Annotated in this window: 1 protein-coding gene and 1 pseudogene; both read left to right on the top strand. The window is 72.0% G+C overall.

The window, feature by feature from the left end; genetic code table 11:
* Positions 1–454: pseudogene (locus AB0M20_RS44745) on the top strand (MFS transporter); the annotation flags it as partial.
* Positions 451–1,186 (top strand): multicopper oxidase domain-containing protein (locus AB0M20_RS44740; protein ID WP_364307693.1); only part of this gene is annotated, 736 nt, incomplete at its 3' end. The pseudogene AB0M20_RS44745 and the gene AB0M20_RS44740, both read left to right, overlap by 4 nt.

Genomic DNA, 1,186 nt, shown 5'->3' with positions numbered 1-1,186 from the left:
GGTCGCCGTGGCCACCATGATCGGCGCCAACCTCGCCGGACGCTCCCTGGCCACTGCCGGAGCCCGCCGGCTGGCCGTGTCCGGTCTGGTGATCGCCGCCGGCGGCATGATCGCACCGGCGCTGGTGCTGCAGCCGTGGACTGTGGTCACCGGCGTCGCGGTCGCCGCCGCGGGCACCGGCGTCCTGTTCGTCGTCGCGTCGGCGACGGCACTCGGGCAGGTCGCGCCGCACGAGGCGGGAGTCGCCTCCGGCATCGTCAGCACGTTCCACGAGTTCGGCGCATCCATCGGCGCCGCCGTCGTCTCGAGTGTCGCGGCGGTCAGCCTGATCGGCGACACGCTGACCGGATTCACCAACGGATTCGTCCTCGCCGCCACCGCCGCGGCGATCGCCGCCATCGTGGCCGGTTGCCTCGCTCCCGGCCGCGCCCGCACCTCACGGGAGGTCTCATGAACCCCGCCGGGCACCAGTTTCCGACCGATCCCGCCGGACCGCCGGCGACCGAGTGTCCGACCGTCGCCCTGTCCGACGGCGACACGTTCGAGCTGACCGTCACCGCGGTGACCAACCGGCTCGGCGACGACACGGTCCGGATGCTCGCCTACAACGGGTCCGTCCCCGGCCCGACGCTCATGGTGCGGCAGGGGACCGCCATCACCGTCGACATCGAGAACCACGGCGACGGGGCGACCACGGTGCACTGGCACGGGTTGCGGCTGGACAACCGGTACGACGGGACACACGAGACCCAGGCGCCGATCGCCGTGGGCGGCCGGCACCGTGTCCGGCTGACCTTCCCGGACCCCGGCATCTACTGGTACCACCCGCACATCCGGCAGGACCACGGCCAGGAGATGGGCCTGTACGGGACGATAGTCGTCGAGCCTGCCGATCCGGCGTACTGGCCGCCGGTGCACCGGCAGCTCGTCCTCACGCTGGACGACGTGCTGATCGAGGACGGCCGCATCGCACCGTTCGACACAGCGGGTCCCGATCACGTCGCGATGGGCCGCTTCGGCAACGTGCTGCTCGTCAACGGCCGCCCGGACCTGTCGCTCACCGCGGACCGCGGCGAAGTCGTCCGGCTCCACCTGGTCAACACGGCGAATACCCGGGTCTTCAACGTCGCCCTGCCCGGCGCCCGGATGAAGCTGGTCGGTGGGGACAGCGGCCGCGTCGAACAGG

Origin of the sequence: Actinoplanes sp. NPDC051633 (assembly GCF_040681735.1) — a bacterium.
GTDB lineage: Bacteria > Actinomycetota > Actinomycetes > Mycobacteriales > Micromonosporaceae > Actinoplanes.
Note: the sequence above shows the minus strand (reverse complement) of the source record. Positions and strands in the feature narration are given on the sequence as shown.